At 61.3% G+C, this 19,474-nt stretch carries 16 protein-coding genes; 8 read left to right on the forward strand and 8 right to left on the reverse strand.

Annotated features, from left to right (window positions below; all coding sequences use genetic code 11):
* Window positions 1-1,822, forward strand: a 1,822-nt coding sequence (locus tag PMI03_RS04635; RefSeq protein ID WP_007690379.1) for a bifunctional diguanylate cyclase/phosphodiesterase, incomplete at its 5' end; no start/stop codon positions are given.
* A 30-nt stretch (window positions 1,823-1,852) separates the two neighbouring features.
* On the opposite strand, the gene PMI03_RS04640 is transcribed toward PMI03_RS04635, so the two are convergent.
* On the reverse strand, window positions 1,853-3,001 hold the full coding sequence (locus PMI03_RS04640; protein WP_039973623.1) for an ROK family transcriptional regulator: 1,149 nt from the start codon (window positions 2,999-3,001) through the stop codon (window positions 1,853-1,855).
* Window positions 3,002-3,188: 187 nt separating this feature from the next.
* Here PMI03_RS04640 and PMI03_RS04645 point away from each other — a divergent pair, with 187 nt between their 5' ends.
* Window positions 3,189-4,061 (forward strand): glycerophosphodiester phosphodiesterase family protein, encoded by an 873-nt coding sequence (locus tag PMI03_RS04645; protein ID WP_039973624.1) that lies wholly within the window; start codon window positions 3,189-3,191, stop codon window positions 4,059-4,061.
* Window positions 4,061-4,849 (forward strand): inositol monophosphatase family protein, encoded by a 789-nt coding sequence (locus tag PMI03_RS04650; protein ID WP_039973625.1) that lies wholly within the window; start codon window positions 4,061-4,063, stop codon window positions 4,847-4,849. The genes PMI03_RS04645 and PMI03_RS04650 overlap by 1 nt, the downstream gene beginning before the upstream one ends.
* A 56-nt stretch (window positions 4,850-4,905) precedes the next feature.
* Here the strand turns inward: PMI03_RS04650 and PMI03_RS04655 are convergent, their stop codons facing one another.
* From PMI03_RS04655 to PMI03_RS04685, 7 genes are all read right to left on the reverse strand, one after another.
* Entirely contained in the window at window positions 4,906-5,664 is a 759-nt protein-coding gene (locus PMI03_RS04655) for an ABC transporter ATP-binding protein (RefSeq protein ID WP_007690383.1), read from the reverse strand.
* On the reverse strand, window positions 5,661-6,518 hold the full coding sequence (locus tag PMI03_RS04660; RefSeq protein ID WP_007690384.1) for an ABC transporter ATP-binding protein: 858 nt from the start codon (window positions 6,516-6,518) through the stop codon (window positions 5,661-5,663). The genes PMI03_RS04655 and PMI03_RS04660 overlap by 4 nt, the downstream gene beginning before the upstream one ends.
* Window positions 6,515-7,450 (reverse strand): ABC transporter permease, encoded by a 936-nt coding sequence (locus PMI03_RS04665; protein ID WP_007690385.1) that lies wholly within the window; start codon window positions 7,448-7,450, stop codon window positions 6,515-6,517. Before PMI03_RS04665 ends, PMI03_RS04660 begins: the two co-directional genes overlap by 4 nt.
* Window positions 7,451-7,455: 5 nt before the next feature.
* The gene (locus PMI03_RS04670) at window positions 7,456-8,553 is read right to left on the reverse strand and encodes an ABC transporter permease (protein ID WP_007690387.1); all 1,098 of its coding nucleotides are present in this window, start codon (window positions 8,551-8,553) and stop codon (window positions 7,456-7,458) included.
* A gap of 6 nt (window positions 8,554-8,559) precedes the next feature.
* A complete protein-coding gene (locus PMI03_RS04675) occupies window positions 8,560-10,146 on the reverse strand; it encodes an ABC transporter substrate-binding protein (RefSeq protein ID WP_007690389.1) in 1,587 nt (528 codons plus the stop codon).
* A gap of 78 nt (window positions 10,147-10,224) precedes the next feature.
* Entirely contained in the window at window positions 10,225-11,124 is a 900-nt protein-coding gene (locus tag PMI03_RS04680; protein WP_007690391.1) for a dihydrodipicolinate synthase family protein, read from the reverse strand.
* Window positions 11,125-11,222: 98 nt separating this feature from the next.
* A complete protein-coding gene (locus tag PMI03_RS04685) occupies window positions 11,223-11,936 on the reverse strand; it encodes a FadR/GntR family transcriptional regulator (RefSeq protein WP_007690393.1) in 714 nt (237 codons plus the stop codon).
* Window positions 11,937-12,149: 213 nt separating this feature from the next.
* On the opposite strand from PMI03_RS04685, the gene PMI03_RS04690 reads away from it, so the two are divergent.
* From PMI03_RS04690 to PMI03_RS04710, 5 genes are all read left to right on the forward strand, one after another.
* Window positions 12,150-14,090: an ABC transporter substrate-binding protein gene (locus tag PMI03_RS04690; RefSeq protein WP_007690395.1), complete on the forward strand. Its 1,941-nt coding sequence runs from the start codon at window positions 12,150-12,152 to the stop codon at window positions 14,088-14,090.
* A gap of 129 nt (window positions 14,091-14,219) precedes the next feature.
* On the forward strand, window positions 14,220-15,206 hold the full coding sequence (locus PMI03_RS04695) for an ABC transporter permease (protein ID WP_007690398.1): 987 nt from the start codon (window positions 14,220-14,222) through the stop codon (window positions 15,204-15,206).
* A gap of 9 nt (window positions 15,207-15,215) precedes the next feature.
* Window positions 15,216-16,337 carry an ABC transporter permease gene (locus PMI03_RS04700; RefSeq protein WP_007690400.1) on the forward strand — a complete coding sequence of 374 codons (1,122 nt, stop codon included), beginning with the start codon at window positions 15,216-15,218 and terminating at the stop codon, window positions 16,335-16,337.
* A gap of 7 nt (window positions 16,338-16,344) precedes the next feature.
* Window positions 16,345-18,066: an ABC transporter ATP-binding protein gene (locus PMI03_RS04705; protein WP_007690402.1), complete on the forward strand. Its 1,722-nt coding sequence runs from the start codon at window positions 16,345-16,347 to the stop codon at window positions 18,064-18,066.
* An 80-nt stretch (window positions 18,067-18,146) separates the two neighbouring features.
* Window positions 18,147-19,334 (forward strand): galactarate dehydratase, encoded by a 1,188-nt coding sequence (locus PMI03_RS04710; protein ID WP_007690404.1) that lies wholly within the window; start codon window positions 18,147-18,149, stop codon window positions 19,332-19,334.
* Window positions 19,335-19,474: the final 140 nt, after the last annotated feature.

Below are 19,474 nucleotides of genomic sequence, written 5' to 3' on the forward strand. Positions count from 1 at the left end.
GTTAGCCGTGACAGGCTGCGCCTTCGGCTTTACGACCGCCTCGCTGCGCGGTTTCAGACTGGCGCCGGAAGCAGGCGGCTTGGTCGTTGGTTTGGCGATCTCGGCCATGCATTACACCGGCATGATGGCCTATCACGTCGATGGCATCATCGAGTGGAACGTGGATTACGTGGCCAGCTCGATCATGCTGTCCATGGTCATCGCGGCATTCGCCTTCAGCCAGGCCATCCGTCGGCCCTGGCGCCATTCGCCTCTCCTCGCACTTGCGCTCTTCGTCCTTGCCGTCGTGACGCTCCATTTCACGGCGATGGCCGCCGTATCGCTCACTCCTTTGGCGACGGGTGCCGCGGGCACCGACCCGCATGTATTGCAGGCAATGGCCATTGCCGTCGCTGGCGTCGGCCTGCTCATCGTCGGCACCGGCGTCGCCAGCTACATGATCGACGAACATGCCACGCAGGAATCCATCCAGAAGCTCCAGCACATGGCGCTCAACGATCTGCTGACCGGCCTACCCAACCGTGGCAGCTTTGCCGACCATCTCAACCAAGAGATGGAACAGGCGGAACGCGAGAATGCGAAACTCGCCGTCATCGGCATCGACCTCGACCGCTTCAAGGAAATCAACGATCTTCGTGGACACAAGGCTGGCGACCAGGCCCTGAAGGCGATCGGACGTCGGCTCGCACGTCTGGTGAAGGACGGCGAATTCGTCGCCCGCGTCGGTGGCGACGAGTTTGCGGCCGTCAAGCGGTTCAACGGGCAAAACGAGCTGCTGGACTTCGTCGCGCGACTGGAAAAGACCATGTTCGAACCGATCCGGATCGACGATTTCGAGACGGTGACGGGCGCCAGCATCGGCGTCGCCGTCTATCCCGACGATGGACGGGATCAGGAGCGCCTTGTCAGCAATGCCGATCTGGCGATGTACCGCGCCAAGGCCGATGTCGGGCGCGTCGTCTGCTTTTACGAATCCAAAATGGATGAAGCTGCCCGCGAACGCCATACACTTGCCCAGGATCTGCGCCGCGCCGTCGAACTGGATCAGCTCGAACTGCACTACCAGGTGCAGACCTCGGTTCGCACGGGCGAGGTCTGCGGATATGAGGTTCTGGCGCGCTGGAACCATCCCGAACGCGGCAAAGTGCCCCCGGCGGAATTCATTCCTATCGCGGAGGAAAGCGGCACTATCCTTGCGATCGGCGAATGGGTGCTGCGGACGGCTTGCAAACAGGCTGCCTCATGGGACAAGCGCTACAAGATCGCCGTCAACCTCTCGCCTGTCCAGTTTGCCCATGCCGACCTTGCCCGGCTTGTGCACGAAATCCTGCTCGAAACAGGGCTCTCGCCAAGCCGGCTGGAGCTCGAAATCACCGAGTCCACCATCATCGCCGACAAGACCCGCACGCTGCATGTGCTGCGTCAGATCAAGGCGCTGGGCGTAACCATAGCGATAGACGATTTCGGAACAGGCTATTCGTCGCTGGATACGCTGCGTTCGTTCCCATTCGACAAGATCAAGCTCGACCGCTCCTTCATGAGCGAAGTGGAAGGCAGCATACAAGCAAAAGCCATCGTGCGGGCCGTGCTGACGCTTGGCCGAAGCCTTGAAATCCCGGTTCTTGCCGAAGGGGTCGAGACAAACCACCAGCTCGAAATCCTCAAAGTCGAAGGCTGTGACGAAGCCCAGGGCTTTTTCCTTGGGCGGCCGAAGCCGGTCGGGCAGATATTTCTGCCTGATGAAACCATCGATGCCGAATTTCCGGCATCGTTTTCCGGCCGCATCCCGCCCGTCCGGATCAGACGTCGCTCGATCGCTTGAAACAGGTCAATGCGGCGTGTAACTGAGCCGCTAGAGGAAGTAACGGAGTTTCAACGGTAGCAGGGCAGCTCCGATCGCAGCGGCATCCCCTCTCGTTTCACTCAGCACCAGCTTCGCCTCCCGCGGCCCGACATCATACCGATGTGCGCGCGAAGATGGCATGTGCACGCGCCCGATCATCATCCGCCCAAGCTCCCGCGGCAATTGCCCCCCGAACACGATCGCCTGCGGATCAAGCACGGCGATCAAGCTCGCGACCAACCGATCCAGCAGGGGCATAGTCTGCTCCAGCCACGCCCCCACGCCGGGCCAGGACGGATCGAAGCGCTGGTGCAGTTCATCGATCGAATGGATATCGATGCCGTTCTCCTGCAGCATCCGGATCAGATATTGCAAAGCAGGCCGCTTTGGCGATTCATCCGGATTGTAGATGCCGCTGAATTCGCCGGCATTGCCGTGAAAGCCATGAAAGGGCTTGCCGTCAAGGATGAGGCCGCCGCCGAAACCGTAATTGAAGGAAAGATAGGCGAAGGTGGAACACCAGAGGCCGGCGCCGCGCAGGCTTTCGCCAATAGCACCCGTCGTCGCGTTATTCTCCAGCCATACGGGAAGCTCGAAAGCGCGCTCAAGACCCGGACGCAGATCGATGAGCGACCAGTCCCGCAGAGGCTCTGGCGCATTGAATTCGCGATTGTCCATAACGAAAAACCCCGACATCGAAAAGCCGAGCCCCGCCAGGCGGTCGCGCGCGATGCCGTGCTTTTTCAGGATGGTTTGAAGAGTTTCCAGAAGCGTGGCGATGGTCGCCTGCCGATCGCTCGGCACCATCCTCAGGGTTTCCTCAGCAACCACGTTGCAGCCGAAATCGGCCAGATACAGGATCGCTGAATCGGTGTTGATCGAGATGCCGACGGAATAGATCGCTTGCTTCACCAGTTCGATCGTCGGACTCGGCTGGCCACGCGCACCCTTGAGCGGCGCGCCCGCGCAAAGAAGGCCCCGCTCCATCAGGGTTTCCACAAGCCGGTGCACGGACTGCTGGGTCAGATTGGTATGCGCCGTGATCGTCGAACGCGCGATCGGCTCGTGACGGCGCACGATATCGAGGATCATCCGTTCGTTGTCGCTCGCAAGCGGCGACATGTCGAACCTGGTCGGGGAAGCAGCTTGCAGTGTCATACCTCTGGCTTAGCCGCTCGGACGAGGGCTCGCAATCCATCCTGTAATGCCCAGAGGGGCTTTTTTATTGGACCCGTCACAAATATTACACCTAAAGTGTATTAATAGAAATGAGAGCAACATTTCCCGCCGGAATGGGCAAGATCTGATCCTCCTCCCAAACCTCAACCATCCGAAAGTTCTCCCCATGCCCAGCCAGACCGCTGCCTCCCGTTTCGCAGACATTTTCTCGCTCGTTTCGCGCAGCAACCCGGATATTCTCACCATCGCGCATCGCGGCCTGTGGACGGCAGCGCCGGAAAACTCGCTGGCGTCGATCCGCGACGCGGCAGCACTCAATGTTGAGATCGTCGAAATCGACACGCAGGCGACGTCCGATGGAAAGCTTGTCGTGATCCATGATGCGACGCTTGACCGGACATCGACCGGCACCGGCGTTGTCAGCGCCAGCGATCTTACGACAATCCGCAATGCCCGTCTTCGCTCAGGTGGCGGCGGAGAGACAGCGTCCGTCACCGACGAGCGCATTCCGACGCTGGAGGAAGCGCTGGAGGAGGCGCGCGGGCGGATCTTCGTCAATATCGACACGAAATATTCGCGTGACTTGCCGCTGGTGATCGCCACGATCAAGCGCCTCGATATGCAGGACCAGATCATCATCAAGACCGATATCGAACCGGCATCCGGCCATTTCCCGGTGATCGATGCGGACTGGTTCGGCTCCATCCCGCATATGCCGATGTTTCGCGTCAGGCCCGGACAATTCGCCGAAGACCTGAAGCTGATCGAGCCGCTGCGGGCGCCGATGGTGGAGGTCAAGTTTTCCGACATCGCCGATCTCGCCGCCGGACGCGAAGAACTGGAACGCCAGAATATCCGCCTCTGGATCAATACGCTCGATGTCTCCCATAATCTCGATTTCAACGACAGCCGGGCGCTCGGCGATCCCGAAAGTGTATGGGGCACCTTGGCCGAGGTAGGCGTCGGCGCCGTCCAGACCGACACGATTGCGCCATTCAAGCAATGGCTCGCCGGCCATGAGACCAAGAGGATCGCATGATGGCCGTCGCCCACGAGCGTCTCTCACAGGCGAGCGCCATTATCGAGGAAGCGGCCGACAAGGCGCTGCATTTCTTTGCTGCGCATCAGACGGTCGCCACCCGTGCCAAGGGCGTGCAGGACTTCGTTTCCGAAGCCGACACGACCGTCGAAAACCTCATCCGCGATCGACTTGCCGCCGCCTTTCCCGGCGAATCAATCATTGGCGAAGAGTTCGGCGGACAATCCGAAGGCGCGTACTGGATTATCGACCCGATCGACGGCACATCGAACTTCCTTCGTGGTTCGCCGCTCTGGGGGATATCGCTCGGCTTCGTGCGCGACGACCGCCCCGAACTCGGTGTCGTCGCCATGCCGGTCATGGGCGAGATTTACGCGGCGGCCGATGGCACTGGCTTGTTGATGAATGGCAGGCCGCTTGCACGCACCATTCCTTCGCAGGACGTCCGCATCATGTCGCTTGGCGACAGCCTGGCCGACGATCTCGACGATGCCGCCAAGCTTCAAATCGGGTTGAGGCGCGCCGGTTGGGTCGTCGAAGCCTTCCACTCGACCTCCGTCTCCCTCGTCTTTGCCGCACGCGGTATTTTCGACGGGCATTTGCAGAAGGTGACGACGATGTGGGACATCGCCGGCGGTGCCGTGCTTGCCCGCGAAGCTGGGCTCGAGGTGCGGATCGGTGAGGATCTCGCAAGCCGCGTCCCATGGATCGCAGCTGGAACGCCGGCCTTGTTGGCGGCGACTGAGCCGCTCTGGCCGGAGATCAGGACCGATACGGGTCTCTCTTGATCAAACAGCAAGCCGTGGGAAGAGTATCGACGAGGCCCAAACGGCCTCGCCTATCATCAAGCAAGAACCTCCCGCTGCTTGCCATACATCCTGCTCGCGCGTAGCAGGCGCTGCGAGTAGGGATGCTCGACCTCTCCCTTTCGCAACCTTTCGATATCGACCTCTTCGACGATCTCCCCCGCCTCCATGATGGCGACGCGGCTGCACATATGGGAGACGACAGCGAGATCGTGGCTGACGAGCAGATAGGTCAGGCCGCGCTCACGGCGCAGGTCGTCCAACAGGTTGAGGATTTCGGCCTGGACCGAGACGTCGAGCGCGGACGTGGGTTCGTCGAGCAGCAGGACGGCGGGGTTCAGAACCAGGGCGCGGGCGATGGCGACGCGCTGACGTTGGCCGCCGGAAAGCTGATGCGGGAACCGGTAGCTTAGCGACGGATCGAGGCCGACGGAGCGCAGCAGGGCATCGACATCCATCGAGCCGGTGGCAATCCCCTGGTTACGGAGCGGCTCCTTGAGCTGCGAGCGGATGGTCTTGCGGGGGTGGAGCGATCCGTAGGGGTCCTGAAACACCATCTGCACCCGGCGGAAGAACGGCCGGTCGCGCCGCCGGTCCAGAATGTCGCCGTCCAGCTCGATGCTGCCTTGGTAATTCGGATTGAGACCGGATATGGCACGCAAAACCGTGGATTTTCCACAGCCGGATTCACCGACCAGGCCAAAGGCCGTGCCCTTCTGGACGCCGAAGCTGACGTTGCTCACGACCGGCCTCTGGCCGGCGGCGAAACGGATGGTAAGATTGTCGATTTCGATCATCGCGTTCTCTCCAGGATCTTGCTGTCGAGCCAGGACGGATCGCGTTTCAAGATCGGCAGGCGGGTCGGTGGATCGTCGATCGACGGCAGCGACGCGAGCAGGCCTTGCGTATAGGGGTGCCTGGCCTTGTCGAGGTCTCGCGCCTCAAGGACCTCGACGACCCGTCCGGCATACATGATCAGCACGCGGTCGCAGAAATTCCGCACAAGGTTCAGGTCGTGACTGATGAAGATCAGGCCGAGATTGCGCCGGGCGACAAGCTCATCCAGCAGGGCGAGGATTTCGAGCCGCACCGTGACATCAAGGGCCGATGTAGGCTCGTCGGCGATCAGAACCTCGGGCTCGGCAATCAGCATCATGGCGATCATCACACGCTGGCCCATACCGCCCGATATCTCGTGTGGATAGAGGCGGGCCACCCGTTCGACATCGCGGATCTTGACGGCGTCGAGCATCGCGAACGTTTGGCCGTAGGCCTGTTTCGCGCTCGCCTTGGGATAATGCAGGCGATAGGTTTCAGTGATCTGCTCTCCGATCCGCATGACCGGATTGAGCGAATATTTCGGATCCTGCAGGATGAGCCCGATCCGCCGCCCACGGATCGTCATCATCTTGCGCTCATCCACTTTCAGCAGATCCACGTCCCGAAAACTCATCCGTTCGGCGCTGACCATTGCCGTCGGCGGCAGCAGCCGCATGATGGCGCGACCGACCGTCGACTTGCCCGAGCCGGATTCGCCGACAATCCCGAGTTTTTCCTGCCCCAGCGAAAAGCTGACGCCGCGCACGGCCCGCACGGAGCCGCCGCCGAAGGCTATCTCAAGATTGTGGATATCGATGAGGGGAGAGCTCATTCCGCACCTCTTGGATCAAGGACATCGCGCAGCGCATCGCCGACGAGGTTGAAGGCAAGGCTTACCAGCGCGATGGCAATGCCGGGGGCGGCGATGACCCAGGGGCTGTCGAGCATGAATTCGCGGCCTGTGGCCGCCATCGACCCCCATTCCGGCCAGGGCGGCTGTGCGCCGAGGCCGAGAAAGCCGAGGCCGGCGGCGGTGATGATGATGCCGGCCATGTTGAGCGTCACGCGTACGATCACCGAGGGGATGCACATCGGCAGAATGTGGCGAGTGATGATCGCCAAGGGCGTCGCGCCTTGCAGACGCACGGCGGCGATGAAATCCGCCTTGCGCAGGCTGAGCGTTTCGGCGCGCGCGAGCCGGGCAATCGGCGGCCAGGCCGTCAGCGAGATCGCGATGATCGCATTGGTGATGCCGGGGCCGAGTGCCGCCGCAAAGCCCAGCGCCAGCACCAGGCCTGGAAAAGACAGGAAGATGTCGGTGATCCGCATCAGGATCTCATCGACAATCCCCCCGAAATAGCCGGAGCAGGTGCCGATCAGCAGGCCCAAGGGTGCGACGATGACCGAGACGAGCATGATGATATAGAGCGTCGTGCGCCCGCCATAGACGATGCGGGCAAAGACATCGCGGCCGAAATTGTCAGTACCGAGCCAATGCTGCGTCGATGGCGGCGCGAGCCGCCCCGCCATGTCCTGCACGATCGGATCATACCGCGTCAGCAAGGGCGCGGCGATGGCAACGAGGATCAGCAGGACGATGATGGCAAGGCCGATAAGGCCGAGCGGATGCAGGCGGAACTTCAGCCAGCCCTGATGGAATTGCTGCACGGAGGACTGGAACCATCCCTGGGGCTCGGGCGCGAGCAGCCATTTGCGAAAGCTGTTGCCGCTGGCGCGATCTGTGTGTTCGGCGGAGATCGTCATCGGCGTCACCGTGTCCTTGGATCAAGAATGCGATAAAGCACATCCGAGATGATATTGATGGTGAGGAAGACGGCGCCGATCGTCAGCACGGCGCCCATGACGACATTCATGTCGTTCATCTGCAGTCCTCGCGTCAGATATTGGCCGAGCCCAGGCCGGCCGAAAACCGTCTCGATCAGCACCGCGCCTTCCAGCAGGCCGCCGAAGGTCAGCGCCATGATTGTCAGCAATTGGACGCGGATATTCCGGAAGGCATGGCGCCAGACGACCTTGCGCCGTCCAAGCCCCTTTGCCCTTGCCGTCACGATATATTCCTGGCCGAGCTGCTCCAGCATGAAGCTGCGCGACATGCGGCAGATATAGGCCACGGAATAATAACCGAGGATCGCGCCCGGCAGGATGATGTGATTGAGCGCGCTTTGAAACACGTCCCACTGGCCTTCCATAGCGGAATCGATCAGCAGAAAGCCGGTGACTGGCGTCACGAGCCCCTCATACAGAACGTCGACGCGACCCGACGCACCAACGAGCTGGAGCTTGGCGTAGAAGACGAAGAGCGCCATCAGCCCCATCCAGAAGATCGGAATGGAATGGCCGGCAAGGGCGACGATGCGCGCGATGTGATCGAGGATCGTGCCGCGCCGGACGGCTGCGGTGATGCCGAGCGGGACGCCGACGACGATGCCGATGATCATGGCGATGATGGCAAGCTCGATGGTCGCCGGGAAAATGCTCAGGAGATCGGTCAGGATCGGCTGGCCGGTCGTGGCCGAGGTGCCGAGATCGCCGGTCGCGATCTTCCCAACATAGGTGAGGAACTGCATCCAGATCGGCTGGCCGAGCCCAAGCTCGTTATAGACGCGATCATAGACCGCCTTGCTCACCTCTGACCCAGTAATGGCAAGCACCGGATCGGCTGGAAGTAGTCGCCCCATCGAAAAGGTAAGAAATAGTAGCCCGAGCAGCGTGGTGACGATCGCCACGACGCTGCCCGCCAATCGCCGCAGGAGGGCGACGAGCGGATGCGGCGGCGTATCCGCGAACGCATCCCGATCCACACTGCCGTGGGTATCGCGTTTCGGTGTCAACTCGGCACTCGTCACAGGCGATTACTCCTTCGTCACGTCGTGCCAGCGCGTCGACCAGGTCGTATGCCCGTGATAGCCCTTGACGTTGGCGCGCATGACATAGGGATCGGTGCGCTGGAAGAAGATGATCAGCGGCGAGTCCATGCCGCCATAGATGCCGTCCATCTTCTTGAAGAGGTCGGTGCGCTTGGCGGTATCGCGCTCCTTCATCGATTGGTCGACCAGCGTGTTGAGCTCGTCCACCTTCATGCCGGCCCGCCAGAGATAATAGCTGCCGAGACGCGCCTCGTCGCTATTGTCGGGATTGTAGGCATATTGCGTGGCGACGGCGAAGGGATCGGGAAGCCGGGCACCGGAATTGCCGAGGAGTACCTGGTATTTGCGCTCGCGAAACGCCGGGATGAATTCGCCCGGCACTAGATCGAGATCGATACCGGCAACACGGGCACTTGCCTGCAGCGCCTCGGTAAAGGGCAAGGTTGCCGCCGCCGATGGATTGAGCACCTTCTTCAGGCCGTTCGGATAGCCTGCCTCTGCCAGCAATTGCTTGGCCTTGGCCGGATCGTAGTCATAGCGCGATGTTGCATTTTCCGGTGCGCCTATCATCCCGCGCGGGATCATCGATTGCCAGGGAAAGCCGGTGTAGCGCATGATGTTGTCGGAAATCGCCTTCCAGTCGAAGGCATGCTGGAACGCCTCGCGAACCTTGGGCTTCTGCAGATCCGGATCCTTCTGGTTGAGCGCGATATAGTAGAAGCCAAGACCTGGAACATTGTCGATCACCATGGCCTTGTTGGTGGAGAGCGCATCGAGATCGCCGCTTGAAACATATTGCCCGATATCGACGTCGCCGGCCTCCAGCTGCAGACGCAGATTGCCCGATTCCGGGATATGGCGGGCAACGACGCGCGTCATGGCCGGAGCGCCGCCCCAATAGTTCTTGCGGGCATTGAAGATCGCGACATCGTTCGGCCGCCACTGCGCCAACGTGAACGGCCCGCTGCCTGCCGAATTGGCGGAAAGCCATGTACCGCCGAAATCGCCGTTGGCCTCATGCGACAGGGCCGTCTTCTTGTCGATGATGCCGATCGACGAGCCGGCGAGAGAATAGAGCACGAGATCGGTATTGACGGCCTGCGGCAGCTCGACCTCCAGCGTATGCTCGTCCTTGGCCCGGATCAGCTTGTCGACGTTCTCGGCGGTGAAGCCCCAGGGCGCGATATCGGTCGAGCCGACCTGCCCCATCTTGATGACGCGCTGAATGGACCAGGCAGCGTCCTCCGCCGTCACGGGATTGCCGCTCTGGAAGGTCGCATCGTCACGCAAAGTGAGCGTGATGATCTTGCCGTCCGGCGAAACGCTCCACTTCGTTGCAAGCATCGGCTTCAGCGTCTGGAGGTCGTCCGGGGAGAGCTGCACCAGATTGTCGTAGAGATTGGAGATCAGCTCGGACACCGTGCGTGCATTGTTCTGCGCCGGGTCGAGTGTGCGGATGCCGGTCAGATTGGTGCCGATCACCAGCATGTTCGGCGGCGATGCGGCTAAGGATGGCTGCGCGGCAATCAAGGCAGCGGCGATTGCCACCGATGTCAGCAAGCTCTTCAACATTTCAAGACCTCCCAATCTTTTTGCGCGGGCAGCGCCCACGCCTTTTGCAGTCTGTAGCAGCGCACAGGCTCGGTGCGCTTACCCCTCCCAGTCCTTCAGCAGGCGATGCAGCTCCTCCCGATCCTTCTGATCGAGCTGCGGCAATCCCGGCACACGCACGGGGCCGACATTGAGACCCGAATAGGTCACCGCCTCCTTCACCACCGTGACGTTGGCGCCGTTGCGGAATTTCGTACGCATGCGTTCGAACGGCTCGAGCTTGTTGACGATCGCACGCGCCGCGGCGAAATCGCCCTTGTCCAGCGCATCGAGGACGGCGAGCGACAATTGCGGCGCGACATTGACCAGACCGGAGGTAAAGCCGCGCGCACCGGCGGCGGTGAAGGTCGGTGCCCAGCTCTCGGCAAGACCGCAGACGAACAATGCGCCCGCCGGGTCCGAGGCTGCGATCGCCCTGGAGAGCAGCATCAAATCCGTCGTCGCGAACTTGATGCCGGCAATGTTGGCGTGGCCGGCAAGGCGCACCATGTCGTCGACGCTGAAGCCGTCGGCGCGCACATAGGCGACCAGCGGCAAGGGCGACGCTTCCGCAAGATCGCAGAAATAGTCGATCTGGGCTGCGGGTGCGGCAAAGGGATCGACAGGCTGATGCGACATGACCGCGGATGCACCGATCACAGCGGCATTCTTTGCCATTGCGATCGCCTCGCGCAGAGATCTGCCGATCGCCGCTGTCACCGGTGCCTTGCCGTCGACGCCTGCAACCGCTGCCTCGTGGACATGACGGATTTCCTCAGGTGTCAGGGCGTAGAACTCGCCGGTATTTCCCGCCGCGACGATATTGTGGATGCCGGCAGCGGCGACCCGATGATAGACCTTCGCCGTGATCCGGGGTTCGACCTCGCCCCTATCGTCATAGGCCGTCACGGGAACACCGGACACACCTTTCAGCGCCTGGCGTATGGTTGCGATACTCATCTTCTTCCCCTTGCTAGCTCTCCACCGATGATCGAAATGGAAGGGCGGTGGCATCGGTCACAGCCGGTCGCCGCATCATCCCTTCCTCCCACTGCTGCTCAGACCCCCTGGAACATGCGGGCGCGAGCGTTCAATATGTGCCGCTTCATCGCGTCATGCGCCTCGGTCTCCTGCCGTTCGAAGATCGCCTTGACGATCACCGCGTGCTCGTCCTGGACGGTGCGTATCTGCTCGGGCGTGCGCTTGAGGCTCAGGCTTCGCGTGACGGAATGCCCGATGGCGAAATGCGGCTTGAACCATTCGCGCAGCGTGATGTGAAACTGGTTTCCGGTCGCCATGGCAATCGCATCGTGCAGCGCCTGATCCTCTTCGGCGCCGAGCTTGCCGTCGCTCAGGCACTGCTCGATGTTGAGAAGAGCGGCTGAAATTCGTTCCTTGTCCGCCGGCTGCCAGTTGCGTGCGGCAAGCTCGGCCGCTTCCGCCTCGAGGCCGGCGCGAAACTCGAAAAACCGCTGCACATCGGCCAGGGAGCCGACCGGCACCATCTTCAGCACGGACGAATCCGGTCGTTGCCGCACATAGGAGCCGGACCCCTTGCGCGAGACGATCAGGCCGTCACCCCTCAGGCGCTCCAGCGCTTCGCGGATGACCGGCCTCGACGCCCCGAACATGACGGCAAGCTTTTCCTCCGACGGCAATCTTTCGTTCACCGGGAAGTTTCCGTCCGCGATCATGCCCACGATCTTCTCGTAGATGATGTCGCCGAAGCGCGTTGCGCCCCCGTCCGGTGCAGTGACGGCCGACAATGTCATCATCATCCTTTGTTTTGCCGCCCGGCGACAAGGTTCAACCCATTTTCTAGGCGGCAGGGCTACTAAATCTGTTAATATCTGTCAACTCTTGTAATTATCTGAGAACGTATCTATGGTCTGCTCGCGGCGCCAAAAGGACGCCTTGCGATGGGTCGGGAGCCTGTCGCGCCGGCTCAGACAAAGTCGTGCCGGCATCAAACGGGAGGGATATGGATGCGCGATGAAATACTGTCTCGCGGCGTGACACGTCGCGCCGTTCTTGGGGGCATGGCAGGCGTTGCGGCCTTGTCCCTTGCCGGTCGAGCCGCCGCCGCAGGCGGCGAAGCCCCCGCATTGGCCGAGCTCGTCAAGGGCGGAAAGCTGCCGCCGCTCGCCGACCGGCTGCCGAAAAAGCCGATGGTCGTGACACCTTTCGAAAAGGTCGGCACCTATGGCGGAACCCTTCGGCGCGGCCTCAGAGGCTCGTCGGACCATAACGGCATCCTGCGCATGGTGGGCAATCAGAGCCTCGTGCGCTGGAACATGGAATTCACGCAGGTCCTGCCCAATCTCGCTGAGCGCTGGGAGGTCAATGACGACGCCTCGCAATTCACCTTCCACCTGATCGAAGGCGCACGCTGGTCGGACGGCCATCCCTTTACCGCCGATGACGTCGTTTTCGCGATCGAAGACTGCGTTAAGAATACCGACCTCTACAGCGCAGCACCTGCGCAGTTGTCCGTCGCGGGCAAGGTGGTCAATGTCGAGAAGCTCGACGACTTCACGGTGAAATTCACCTTCGCGGCACCAAATGCGCTCTATCTGGAAAACCTCGCGACGCCGCTCGGCCAGCATCCGACGCTGTTTCCGAAACATTACTGCAGCCAGTTCCTGCCGAAATACAATCCGAACGTCGCCGACGACGCCAAGAAGGCGGGCGTCAGCAGCTGGCCTGAGCTATTCCGGGCGCGCTGCGGCGATATCGAGATCCCGTCACGATGGGGCAATGTCGACAAACCGACGCTCGACCCCTGGGTCGTGAAGGAGCCCTATACCGGCGGCGCGACGCGCGTCGTCATGACCCGAAACCCCTATTTCTGGCAGGTCGATACCGAAGGTAACCAGCTGCCCTATATCGACGAAATCAACTTCGGCATTTCGCAGGATGTCGAATCCCTGATGCTGAACGTCATCTCGGGAAAGATCGATATTCAGGAACGCCATATCAGCGTGCTCGCCAACAAGCCGACGCTCTCGCAAAACATGAAGAAGGGCGATTACCGCCTTTTGACGCTCGTACCCTCCACTTCGCAGCAGTGCCAGATCTACTTCAACATCACCCACAAAGACCCGACCATGCGCAAGATGTTCGCTGACAAGTCGTTCCGGCAGGCGCTGTCGCTCGGCATCAACCGCCAGGAAGTGATCGACATCGTCTATTTCGGCCAGAGCGAGGGCTATCAGGCCGGGCCGCGTCCCGAACACCCCTGGTATCACGAAAAACTCGCGCGCCAGTTCACCGACTATGATGCCGACAAGGCGGGCGCGATGCTGGACAAGGCAGGCTACGACAAGAAGGACGGCAACGGTTTCCGACTGAGGCCGGACGGCCAGAAGATCTTCTTTGCCATTGACGTCATCCCGACGCTCTATCCAGATCTCGTCGACGCGCTGGAACTGGTGAAGGCGCATTGGGCGCAGATCGGCATTGACATGAAGGTCAACACGATCGAGCGCGCGCTCTACTATACGCGCGGCGACGACAATGCCCATGATGCGCAGGTGTGGCCGGGGCCTGGCGGCCTTGATCCGATGCTCGACCCGCGCGACTTCTTCGCCTTCCATCCGCAAGGTTCACGCTACGCCATTCCATGGTCGGTCTGGTACACCTCGAACGGCAAGCAGGGCGAGGAGCCGCCGGAGAGCCAGAAGAAGCGCATGAAGCTCTTCGACGAAGCGCGCTCAACCGCCGACCTCGACAAGCGCGGTGCGGCCATGAAGCAGATCTTCGATATCGCCGCGGAGGAATTCGAGACCGTCGGCCTGTGCCTTGCCGTCGGCGGCTTCGGCATCATCCGCAACAATCTGCGCAATGTGCCGGAGAAGCAGCCCGACAGCTGGTCATGGCCCAATCCGGGACCGGCGCTGCCGCAGCAGTTTACCTTCACAAGCTGATTTTGCCGACTCAGCGCCGCCCCTCGCGGGCGGCGCCATTTTCAAGCGCGCCGCTCGACACCAATGATGGGCCTTCCTGGGCCTGCCGGTTTCGAAAAGCGGCGTTCCATGCAGGGATAGGGACGCTTCATGCTGGTCTTCATCACCAAACGCCTTCTGTGGATGATCCCATCGCTTTTCGCGATCAGCTTCCTCGCCTTCGTGCTGATCCAGCTGCCGCCGGGCGACTACGTGACGACCTATATCGCCACGCTCGCCTCCTCGAACGAGGTCGTCGATCAGAACACAGCGGCACAATTGCGCGAGCGCTTCGGCCTCGATCAGCCGATGATCGTGCAATATATCAAATGGATATGGGGCATCCTGTCGCGCGGCGATTTCGGCATCTCTTTCGAATGGCAGCAGCCGGTCTCGGGCCTCATCTGGGAGCGCATGGCGCTGACCTTAGTTTTGGCGCTGGCGACATTGATCGCGACCTGGGGTATCGCGCTGCCGATCGGCGTCTATTCCGCTGTCAAGAAATATTCGATCGGCGACTATCTCTTTACCGCCTTCACCTTCCTCGGCCTTGCCATTCCGTCCTTCCTGCTGGCGCTGGTGCTGATGTATGTCGCAGCCGTTGAGTTCGGCCAGGATGTTGGCGGGCTGTTTTCCTCCGAATACGAGACCGCGCCCTGGAGCATCGCCAAGATGCTCGACCTTCTCACGCATCTATGGCTGCCCGTCATCATCCTTGCCGTCTCCTCGACGGCAAGCCTCATCCGCGTCATGCGCGCCAACATGCTCGATGAGCTGCCTAAACCCTATGTGACGACCGCGCGAGCGAAGGGACTTTCCGAGTTCCGGCTGCTGGTGAAGTATCCTCTGCGGATCGCGCTCAATCCCTTCATCTCGACGATCGCCTGGCTGCTGCCCAACCTGATTTCCGGCTCCGTCGTGGTCGCGATCGTCCTCAATCTGCCAACGGCGGGACCGCTGCTGCTGCAGTCGCTGATGGCGCAGGACATGTATCTCGCCGGCGCCTTCGTGCTGTTGATCTGCGCACTGACGCTGATCGGCTCGCTGATCAGCGACATCCTGCTCGCGCTGGTCGATCCCCGCATCCGGTTGGAATAGGAGCCGCTCATGGCCGACATTGCCGTCACAAATATTCCGCCGGACCGCGCCGCCGTCGCCTCGCAATGGCAGCTGATCTGGTGGGCCTTCCGCAGGCACAAGCTTGCCATGGTGGCCCTCGTCGTCACCGTGATCATGTACATCGTCGCCATCATCCCGGGCTTTTTCGCCATCAACGACCCCACTCTGCAAAACGCGCGGGCGACCTTTCATCCCCCGCAGCAATTGCATTTCATCGATACCGACAACGGGTTCTCCCTCGGCCTGCACTATTATCCGCTGAAGCTCACCCGCGACCCGGAAACCCTGGCAGCCATCTTCAAGGAAGACAGGACGAAGCGGGTCGATGTCAGCCTGTTCGGGCGTGGCTACGAATATTCGGTGCTGGGTCTTTTCAACTCCAACATCCATCTGCTTGCCTCATCCGACAAAACTACCCCTCTCCTGCTCTTCGGCGCCGACCGGCTTGGCCGCGATGTCTTCAGCCGGACAGTACAGGGTTCGCAGATCTCGCTGTCGATCGGCCTTGTCGGCGTCTTCTTCTCGCTGCTGCTTGGCATCGTGCTCGGCGGCGTCTCCGGCTATTACGGCGGCCGGCTCGATTTCTTCATCCAGCGGCTGATCGATTTCGTGCTGTCGCTGCCGACCATCCCGATCTGGCTTGCCATGGCCGCGGCACTGCCGCAGGGCTGGCCGGCAGCACTGCAATATATGATGATCACCATCATCCTATCGCTGACCGGCTGGGCGCAGCTCGCCCGCGTCGTCCGGGGCCGCTTCCTATCTCTGCGTACGGAAGAATTCGTGGCCGCGGCAAGGCTCGACGGCGCCCGCGAGAGTCGGATCATCTTTCGTCACATGCTGCCGAGCTTTGCCAGCCATATCATCGCGTCGATCACGCTCGCCGTGCCGGCGATGATCCTTGCGGAGACATCGCTGTCTTTCCTCGGGCTTGGCCTGCAACCACCGACCATCTCATGGGGCGTGCTTCTGCGCGAGGCCCAGAACATCCGTTCGATCGCCACGGCGCCATGGCTCTTCATGCCGGGCCTTGCCGTCGTCATCGCCGTCATGGCGCTCAACCTTCTCGGCGATGGCCTGCGCGATGCAGCCGACCCCTATAACAAATGAGGCCGGCATGACCGATATCGTTTCCATGACGGGCGTCAGGCCGCTTCTGCAGGTGAAGAGCCTGAGCGTCGACTTTCCCTTGCGCACCGGCAATTTCCGCGCGGTCGACAACCTCTCCTTTTCGATCGAGCCGGGAAAGACACTCTGCGTCGTCGGCGAGAGCGGATCCGGCAAGTCGGTGACGGCACGCTCGATCCTGCAGATTGTCGATGCGCCCGGCCGTATCGCCAGCGGCTCGATCATCCTGAACGGCTCGGACGGAAGCTCTATCGATATCGTCAGCCTCAATCCGCGCGGCCGCCAGATCCGCGCCATACGCGGCCGCGACATCGCCATGATCTTCCAGGAGCCGATGGCCTCGCTCTCGCCGGTGCACACGGTTGGCGACCAGATCATCGAGGCGCTTCGCCTTCACACCAAAATGAGCAAGGCGGAAGCTCGCGCTGAGGCTATATCCCTACTCAAACAGGTGGAGATCCCATCGCCGGACAAAGCGGTGGACCGATACACATTTCAATATTCGGGCGGGATGCGCCAGCGCGCCATGATCGCCATGGCGCTCGCCTGCAAGCCGCAGCTTCTGATCGCCGACGAACCGACCACGGCGCTCGATGTGACCACGCAGGCCGAAATCCTCGACCTGATTGCCCGGCTGCAAAAGGCCTATGGCATGGCGGTACTGTTCATCACCCATGACATGGGCGTCGTGGCACAGATCGCCGATGATGTGCTCGTCATGCACAATGGCGTCGCCAAGGAATATGCGCCGGTCGAGCAGATCTTTCACGCGCCGAAGGACGACTATACGCGCATGCTGATCGGCTCCGTCCTGAAGCTCGAGGAGAAGGCCGAGATCAGGCTGGCGCGCCCGCCGCTCGACAGGACGGCAGCGCCTATTCTCGAGCTGCGCAATGTCTCGATGGCCTTCGGCGAAGTGAGAGCGCTCGATGATATCTCGATATCGCTGCTTCCGGGCGAAACGCTCGGCATAGTCGGCGAGAGCGGATCCGGCAAGACCACCATGGGTCGCTCGATCATGCGCCTCCTCGACCCAACTGCCGGCGAGATCCTCTATCGCCGCGCCGATGGCGGCATCGTCGATCTGGCGACCGCGAAGGGAGAGAGTCTCGCGGCCGCACGACGCGAATTGCGCATGGTCTTCCAGGATCCCTTCGGCTCCCTCAACCCGCGCATGACCGTCTCGCAGATCATTGGCGAGCCGCTTCTGGTCAACGGCATCGCAAAAGGCCGGGCGCTGGATGAGCGTGTTTGCGACCTGATGGAACAGGTGGGCCTCGATCCGAAGACGCGCGAACGATATCCGCATGCTTTTTCCGGCGGCCAACGCCAGCGTATCGGCATTGCCCGCGCCATCACCCTCAACCCGCGCATCATCGTCGCCGACGAGGCGACATCGGCGCTCGACGTATCGGTCCGTTCCCAGGTGCTCGACCTGTTGATGCGGCTGCAGGACAAGCTTGGCCTTGCCTATATCTTCATCAGCCACGACATCGGCGTCATTCGTTATATGTGCGATCGTGTCGGTGTGATGTATAAAGGCCGGCTTGTCGAAGTCGGCGATGCGGACAAGGTCTGCAACACACCCGAGCACGCCTATACGCAAGCACTCATCTCCGCCATTCCCCGCCCAGATCCGCGTGATCGGGATCATTCGCGGCGTTTCCGCTACGTCGAACCGGACGTGCTGAAAAACGGCAGCGCGGCGTGATGACGATCGCGCCGATACCCCCTCATGTGCGGAGCTCCCTTCCGCACCATGACTGTTGCAATCGATAGAAGGACAGACAGATGAAGATCGACCGCATGCGGGTTTTCATGACCCGGGACAAGGACCGCCCCCGCGTTATCGTCGCACTCGACACGGATGACGGCCTGACGGGCTGGGGCGAATGCTACAATCACGGCCCCGACAAGGCGCTGCCGCCCATTCTCGATTATCTCTACGGTTTTCTGTCCGGCCAGGACCCGACCCGCATCGACTATCTGGTCAACTTGCTGATCCAGCAAAGCCGCTTCCCGCCCGGCGCGCTCGGGCTTTCAGCCATCTCAGCGCTCGACCATTGCCTGTGGGACCTCTCCGCCAAGGCCGCGAATGTTCCGGTCTATAAGCTGCTCGGCGGCGCCGTGCGCGACCGCGTCAAGGTTTATGCCGGTGTCTATACCGCGCCGGATGCACCGGCCGCCCGCGACGAATTTGACCGACTCAATGCCGAATGGGGTTTCACCGCCTTCAAGCTCAGCCCCTGGCGCGTCGACATTCACGCCCATCGCTGGGGCAATGTCGTCAAAGCGTCGGCGGACTATTTCCGCTCGCTGCGCGAGACCGTGCGCGACGATTACGAGATCGCCTTCGACGCGCATGCGCAGATTTTCGAGCCGGTTGCCGCAAGGCAGCTCGGCAATGCGCTCGCACCCTACGATCCGCTGTTTTATGAAGAGCCGCTGCGTCCCGAAAATATCGACATGTGGGGCGACCTCAAGCAGGGGCTGAACTGCGTTCTGGCAACCGGGGAGTCGCTCTACAATCGCAACGAATTCCTACGCTTGCTTCAGGTCAAGGGTGCCGATCTGATCCAGCCCGACATCTGCGTCGTCGGTGGCATCAGCGAGATGCGGCGTATTGCGACCCTTGCCGAAGCCTATTTCGTCGGCGTGGCGCCGCACAATCCGATGGGCCCGCTGGCAACCGCCGTCAACGTTCACTTTTCGGCGGCCACACAGAACTTCCGCATTCTCGAATATCGTCTGCCCAAGGGCCAGGCCTATGTCTATGGCGGCAAAGATATCGAAAAGCGGCAGGGCGAGACGCGTTATGTCGTCGACCCATATTTGCCGAAGGACGGCTATCTGGAGCTTAGGCCCGACAGGCCTGGCTGGGGCGTCGAGATGGACGAAAAGGCGATGGAAGAGGAAGGTTATATCCATTGGCAGCGCCGTGTTCCGAAACGTCCTGACGGCTCTTATGCCTTTGCCTGAGTGATCGGTTAGGCCGGCATGCTGCCTCGATGGCCATCATGCCGGCCCGGCTCGCACCTAAAGCGAGCCCGTAAAGATTGGATTCAGTCTTTTTTGGTAATTGTCCGTTAGCAATACGAGCTGGTGAACTCCCGACGGCA

Source organism: Rhizobium sp. AP16, from assembly GCF_000281735.1.
GTDB classification, from domain to species: domain Bacteria; phylum Pseudomonadota; class Alphaproteobacteria; order Rhizobiales; family Rhizobiaceae; genus Rhizobium; species Rhizobium rhizogenes.

Bases quoted from the DNA above. Each gene is read 5' to 3' on its own strand.
- PMI03_RS04640 (WP_039973623.1), bottom strand. From the start codon at position 3,001: ATGACACTGCAAGCTGCTTCCCCGACCAGGTTCGACATGTCGCCGCTT.
- PMI03_RS04645 (WP_039973624.1), top strand. From the start codon at position 3,189: ATGCCCAGCCAGACCGCTGCCTCCCGTTTCGCAGACATTTTCTCGCTC.
- PMI03_RS04650 (WP_039973625.1), top strand. From the start codon at position 4,061: ATGGCCGTCGCCCACGAGCGTCTCTCACAGGCGAGCGCCATTATCGAG.
- PMI03_RS04655 (WP_007690383.1), bottom strand. From the start codon at position 5,664: ATGATCGAAATCGACAATCTTACCATCCGTTTCGCCGCCGGCCAGAGG.
- PMI03_RS04660 (WP_007690384.1), bottom strand. From the start codon at position 6,518: ATGAGCTCTCCCCTCATCGATATCCACAATCTTGAGATAGCCTTCGGC.
- PMI03_RS04665 (WP_007690385.1), bottom strand. From the start codon at position 7,450: ATGACGATCTCCGCCGAACACACAGATCGCGCCAGCGGCAACAGCTTT.
- PMI03_RS04675 (WP_007690389.1), bottom strand. From the start codon at position 10,146: ATGTTGAAGAGCTTGCTGACATCGGTGGCAATCGCCGCTGCCTTGATT.
- PMI03_RS04680 (WP_007690391.1), bottom strand. From the start codon at position 11,124: ATGAGTATCGCAACCATACGCCAGGCGCTGAAAGGTGTGTCCGGTGTT.
- PMI03_RS04685 (WP_007690393.1), bottom strand. From the start codon at position 11,936: ATGACATTGTCGGCCGTCACTGCACCGGACGGGGGCGCAACGCGCTTC.
- PMI03_RS04690 (WP_007690395.1), top strand. From the start codon at position 12,150: ATGCGCGATGAAATACTGTCTCGCGGCGTGACACGTCGCGCCGTTCTT.
- PMI03_RS04695 (WP_007690398.1), top strand. From the start codon at position 14,220: ATGCTGGTCTTCATCACCAAACGCCTTCTGTGGATGATCCCATCGCTT.
- PMI03_RS04700 (WP_007690400.1), top strand. From the start codon at position 15,216: ATGGCCGACATTGCCGTCACAAATATTCCGCCGGACCGCGCCGCCGTC.
- PMI03_RS04705 (WP_007690402.1), top strand. From the start codon at position 16,345: ATGACCGATATCGTTTCCATGACGGGCGTCAGGCCGCTTCTGCAGGTG.
- PMI03_RS04710 (WP_007690404.1), top strand. From the start codon at position 18,147: ATGAAGATCGACCGCATGCGGGTTTTCATGACCCGGGACAAGGACCGC.